8 protein-coding genes and 1 pseudogene are annotated in these 5,483 nt (G+C 37.0%); 6 read left to right on the plus strand and 3 right to left on the minus strand.

Translation table 11 applies throughout. From position 1 onward, the window contains the following. Window positions 1-86 precede the first annotated feature (86 nt). From BL249_RS18305 to BL249_RS18330, 6 genes are all read left to right on the plus strand, one after another. Complete coding sequence (locus BL249_RS18305) at window positions 87-674, plus strand: hypothetical protein (RefSeq protein WP_099705492.1); 588 nt, start codon at window positions 87-89, stop codon at window positions 672-674. Window positions 675-898: 224 nt separating this feature from the next. Then, on the plus strand, window positions 899-1,282 hold the full coding sequence (locus tag BL249_RS18310; RefSeq protein WP_099705491.1) for a hypothetical protein: 384 nt from the start codon (window positions 899-901) through the stop codon (window positions 1,280-1,282). A gap of 8 nt (window positions 1,283-1,290) precedes the next feature. After that, on the plus strand, window positions 1,291-2,511 hold the full coding sequence (locus BL249_RS18315) for a relaxase/mobilization nuclease domain-containing protein (RefSeq protein ID WP_099753262.1): 1,221 nt from the start codon (window positions 1,291-1,293) through the stop codon (window positions 2,509-2,511). 223 nt (window positions 2,512-2,734) lie between these two features. After that, on the plus strand, window positions 2,735-3,007 hold the full coding sequence (locus BL249_RS19325; protein WP_099705489.1) for a hypothetical protein: 273 nt from the start codon (window positions 2,735-2,737) through the stop codon (window positions 3,005-3,007). 41 nt (window positions 3,008-3,048) lie between these two features. Next, the gene (locus BL249_RS18325; RefSeq protein WP_022065656.1) at window positions 3,049-3,435 is read left to right on the plus strand and encodes a hypothetical protein; all 387 of its coding nucleotides are present in this window, start codon (window positions 3,049-3,051) and stop codon (window positions 3,433-3,435) included. Window positions 3,436-3,453: 18 nt separating this feature from the next. Next, on the plus strand, window positions 3,454-3,768 hold the full coding sequence (locus tag BL249_RS18330) for a cell wall-binding protein (RefSeq protein ID WP_099705488.1): 315 nt from the start codon (window positions 3,454-3,456) through the stop codon (window positions 3,766-3,768). A 52-nt stretch (window positions 3,769-3,820) separates the two neighbouring features. On the opposite strand, the gene BL249_RS18335 is transcribed toward BL249_RS18330, so the two are convergent. From BL249_RS18335 to BL249_RS18345, 3 genes and pseudogenes are all read right to left on the minus strand, one after another. After that, the gene (locus BL249_RS18335) at window positions 3,821-4,246 is read right to left on the minus strand and encodes a hypothetical protein (protein ID WP_099705487.1); all 426 of its coding nucleotides are present in this window, start codon (window positions 4,244-4,246) and stop codon (window positions 3,821-3,823) included. Between the two features lie 96 nt (window positions 4,247-4,342). Beyond that, window positions 4,343-4,729, minus strand: a complete 387-nt coding sequence (locus BL249_RS18340) for a hypothetical protein (RefSeq protein ID WP_001062149.1) — start codon at window positions 4,727-4,729, stop codon at window positions 4,343-4,345. Between the two features lie 14 nt (window positions 4,730-4,743). Further along, window positions 4,744-5,483, minus strand: a pseudogene (locus BL249_RS18345) (DNA-binding protein); the annotation flags it as partial.

A 5,483-nucleotide genomic window follows, 5' to 3' on the forward strand; every position in this document is an offset into this window, starting at 1 on the left:
ATAATATATAAATTCCATTTGTCAATAGCCTTGCGGGATGTTATTATAAGAATTACAGGTGCGATTTTTTGTCAAGAGATATCATCATGTCAAATCAACGATTTTATATTGTTAGAATTTGCGTCCCAGAGTCCTTAGTTTTTATATCTCCATATCTAAAAAAAGAGTTGTTAGTTCAGTCGGAATGTCCCAAAAATCATTTCCCAATCTTTATTATCATTGATAGGGAAAAAGTTGAGAAGAATATTGCTTGCTTCACATTTGAGTATGCAAAAAAGGAAATAAATCGTTTAACTCAAAAATACCCTGAACTAGAATCGTACTCTTCCCAAAAGATTAGCTCTCCATTAGGCATTAAGAAAGATAAAATTAGCAAAACCCTTAAAATCTTCTTGGTACTTAATAAAGAGAAAATAAATGACTATAACAACACCGAGACCAAGACTCTACTTGATTCATGTTTATATGATCTCTGCGATTTGTTAACTAAAGAGTATTCAGTGTATACATATCAAAGCACTGAGGTGCAATATATTACAAATACTATTGATAGTTTAAAGAAACAAATGAAAATGGAATCTATATCTGAAGAAAAAAGTAGGCTCACAGATTATCTCCCTCCCGAAAATGAATTTGTAAAAAACAATGCAAATAAATTTTGTTCTAAGAAGTAATTTTATTCCCAAGCAAGCAAGCAATCAAGCAAGCAATCAAGCAAGGGCTAACTCATCGAAGCTCCGCTTCTCTGAGTTCCCTTGTTTTTCGCCCTTCGGTTGAAAAAGAAAGTCAAAGTCGAACCTACCTCATTGACATGAATTGCATTTCCACTATAAATATATAATGTGTTGCAAAGGAATTGCTCACTTTAAAGCGAATACACATATGAAAAGGAGTTTATATGAGTAAAATAATAACATTGTCGTATACAAATAATTTTAAGCCAATTAGCGATAATAAATCTCAATCATTGCGAATACACTGTGTAAGTGTACGATTAAATAAAGAAGAGTTAGAGCTTCTCAATGCAAGCCGTGGTGATATACGCAAAGGTGAATGGCTTCGCATGGCATCACTTCAAAAGCTTCCTCCGACCATTCCTGCAATCAATTTAGAAGTTTGGCAATCATTGTCTGATATATCTCAAAAGCTAAATCGTCTAATAATCCACCTTGATACTAAAAGCAGTAATAGTGAACTGACGAAAACAGAGATCTTCGCTGTTAAAAAGCAGATTAAAGAGCTTCGCTCATGTCTTACAGGTTCTGATCCGTCCGTAAGGTAGTTTTTCGCATGAAAGGAATGCAGAAGATCAAAAGGGGTAAGAGCTTCTCAGGTGTAGTTCTCTATGTGTTAAAGCCAGGCTCACACCATAGAACCGTTCCAGAAGTAATTGGTGGCAACATGACAGGTGATTGCTCACAAGAGTTAATCGACGAATTTAACCTTACGAAAGAGCTTCGTTCAGATGTGGCAAAACCTGTTTGGCACAATTCACTTCGATTACCCCAGGGAGAATCTCTTACCAACGAACAATGGAAACGAATTGCTGACGATTACATGAAGCGAATGGGGTTCGGTGATACACACCTCCGTTGCTATGTTCTTCATGATGATCAGGCTGGTCAGCACATACACATTATTGCAAGTCGCATAGATCTCAATGGCGGGAAGCTCTACTTGGGTAGGAACGAAAATCTCATCAGCACCCGCATAATCAGTGAACTCGAATTCGCTCATGGTCTGACAGTGACTAGGACAGCCTCTTCAATTGCACTAAAGCAACCGAAGCGGAAGAGAATCTCTCGCAACGAACAAATGCTATCAGAACGGACTGGTCTTCCCGCCTCTAAGGAAGCTCTCCAACAGATACTTGATAAAAGTTTGGCAGATACACCTGACCTTTTAACTTTTATCAAGAGGCTGGAAGAAGCAGAAGTCGGCTGGACGGCGAATGTCGCTTCTACCGGGAAAATTAACGGGTTCTCTTTTTCCTACCGCGATATAGCTTTCAAAGCTTCGCAATTGGGCAAGAGCTACAGTTGGACAAATCTTAGTAACAGGCTCAACTACAACCCAGACCATCTAGAAGCTCTGCGAACCGGCATACCACCAGAAGAACCCCCTGCTCCTGCTCCTGCTCCTGCTCCTGCTCCTGCTCCTGCTCCTGCTCCTGCTCCTGCTCCTGCTCCTGCTCCTGCTCCTGCTCCTGCTCCTGCTCCTGCAACAATTTTGGAAACCAGGGAGCAAAAGGAAAGTATCAGTGAAAAAATTGCTGAACTCGAACTGCGACTCAGAAAAGACAGACGAAACGAGATCGTTGAGAAGATTCTCCAAAAGAATGAGGTTAACCAGCAAAAGCATCTCAGGCTTATCGGCTGGCTTCCATTTCTTAGAAGGCTTGCAGAGCTTCTCCGAAGCTATGGTAAGAGCATTCTTCACAAGCCCCTCCCTGGATTCTCAAATCTCTATGTAACCCGACCTTTACATAAAGAAAGGAAAATTCATTTATAAACATAATCTTACCGCTTATCCCTGACAGCAATATCGTTTGGGTAGTGGTTAATTTAGGATAAGTCAACAATATATTGATCGTTATTACAGATCGATAAACTAGTTATGATAGCCTTTACCTGTCATGATTCAAACATCGATCGGTACAAGTGATTTTACTTTAGCCAGCCAGCCATCGAGAATCCCTACAAACACGCAGTAAATCTTCCACCCTGGGGTTGCTATGAAAAACGAAACAATAAAGTGCCCGTTCTGCTTTACACAAAGTCCTCACGGTGTGCGGATTTGTAAAGGCTGCCATGCAAAGGTCGCTTACGGTGAAAGCCCGCTCAGTGTGGCATTCCTGTTTCAATTCGTGGCATTTGGTCTCGCGTGGTTAGCATTTTCGTGGACCGACAGCACTCTTGTATCAGTCCTTACGTTTTTCATAAGCATCATTATTCTTATCTATAAAATCAAAAGAATGTATGCAGACAGAGTTGTTTTTATACGGTGAAATTAATTTCACACAATCGCAAACATAAAATGAGAAAGTAAATGAACCGATTTATAACGTCCTCTTTTTTTATTATTGTCTTCCTGCTTTCTGGCTGTTCAACATCAGGGAACCAGAACCTTAAAAACGAAACACCACAAAGCCTCCAGTCAAAGATCATTAAAAACAAAACAACTAAGACGGAATTACTCTCTAAGTTAGGTGAGCCTGATACAAGAACCACACTCGATGACGGAAATGAGCAGTGGAAATATTTCATGTCTAACAATCAGTTCAGTGCAACGACTTTCATTCCAGTTGTGGGGCTGTTTACTGGCGGTTCTCAGACTCAGTCTAAAACTCTTGAGATCGACTTCAAGGGAGAGACCGTAAGTAAATGGACTTTCTCCTCTGATAACAACAACACCAAGACTGGTATTCTTAATTAATTATTTCTGGATAAGAAAATGAAAATATACTCAATCCTCACAGTTTTCCTTACCACACTTCTTTTAACCGCATGTAACAGTGAGCCATCCCAAGACGATATATACAATGCTTTCAAAAGTGTCGTAGATAGATCAAATGCAAGTATGAAAGCTCTGAACTCAAGTATTCCCGAAAAAGACCTTTTGAAAATTGATTATGTAAAAAAAGTTAGTTGCACAGAAGAAGCAAATAATGTTTATAACTGCATTGTCGATGCCTCAATTAGCAATATGAAACAGACAAAGCCTGTTAAGCTTGTGAAAGCTGATGGTATCTGGAAAGAAGTTCAGTAGTAGCCTATATCAAGAAGTCTCTTTTAGCCCCTGCATAGGGGCTATTTATTGCCTATAACCTGACGGTTCTTACGCGAACTTCATGGGTTAACTCTTTCTCAATTATTTTCATTTCATATTGTGCTCTGACAGTAGCATAGATTTCCTCTGCTTTTTCTTGATTGTTATCTATGTAATTAACAAGCGAGTTTAGTTCCCTAATAACTCCTTCTTTGTTATTTAATCGTTGTAGAAGATTGCTTGTCAGACTTTTGTATACCGAGCTAAACATAGCCATTATGTTATCAATATTACGATTAGATTTGGAATAAATCCTTTTAGGGTAGAAATATTTTAAATGGTATCCTACAAAAATTAAGTATAGCTGGTATGAAAAACTTTTATCTCCGGGCTGGTACCGTTTTGAGATATATTTATCAATTATAATGATAAGTTGCTCTTCCAGAGTAAACTCTGGATAGATAATGTCCTTGTCCATAAAATGCATCCTTGCATTAGTTAAATAGTCTTCCTGACCATATATTTATATTTATCGCATTTGTTAAACTTGTCAATAGGTGTAACCTATCAAATATTATTTTTTATTAAATGGCCTATTCAACTGTTCCATAGTAAGACCGTGTCTATAAGCATTATACTGCCAATAGCTAAATTGCTCTTTGTATCTATTGTTCTGTTTTTTCAACATTTCGTTTTCGGCTTTAAGGTTTATTATTTGTTGTGCCGCAATAGTTAAGTTAGCTGGTTTCTTTAGACCAGATTTTTTCAAATTGGACAAACTTTTCTTTATTCTATATGCTTCAACAACTTCATCATGAGCACTTAAAGATTGCCTTGTGATAGTTCTGTTTAGATTCTTATACACTGATTCACATAAATCACTCCATGTGATTTTACCGTCCCAAGTCAGTATAATGTGTTTAATTGCCTTTATTTCACTCCTGTTCAAATGTTTTGCCATAAGTATCTCCTGTTTTAATTATTCAAAAGTTTATTAATTCTTTCCAAATTTTTTTCATGGTGTTGCAACCATTTGTCTGCACCATAATCACCATTTTCATAAGCGATCTGAGTTATTCTCTTTAATTGCATTACTTTCTCTCGGACAGATTGCAGTCTAATTCTATCTACTGAGTTAATGTCCGGTGTTTCATTATCACATTCAATAAGATGATTAATTTTTGCACAAGGCTTGATTAAATAGTTATGTACACAGTAACCAAATTCAGTTAAGTGTATTGCACCTTGATTAAGGTTATCAAAATCAATTGTCAATTCATTTGTGGGTATTGACTCCCTTTGACAGTAATTACTCCTATTCAATTTAATAGCTTTGATTTTATCTAACATATCTTCTTCTGACACATGGTTATAAACTCTGTTCTGATTCGCATTGATACGACCAGACCATTTAGCTATATCCAGTTCAGACATTTCACCATAATGGGCTATTGTGTTTAAAAGGTGCCGTGGCTGGTGTGAGCGAATAAGTAGTGGTTTACCTTCATCATCATAATACCCATATCGGGAAAATATATTTTTATAATTCATCTCATAGCTTTTTTTACTTTGTATGTCACTGAAAAAGAAACTTTTAGTAGGTTTGTAAAATGTGAAAATTGAAGTCATTCTTGATAAAGAAAATTGATCAGTATTGAGCAAGCATAAAGCATTACTAAATTTTATGGATTTTTCTTTATCATACCATGGAAATA

Source organism: Erwinia sp. OLFS4 (genome assembly GCF_002752165.1).
In the GTDB taxonomy this organism is placed as follows: domain Bacteria; phylum Pseudomonadota; class Gammaproteobacteria; order Enterobacterales; family Enterobacteriaceae; genus Izhakiella.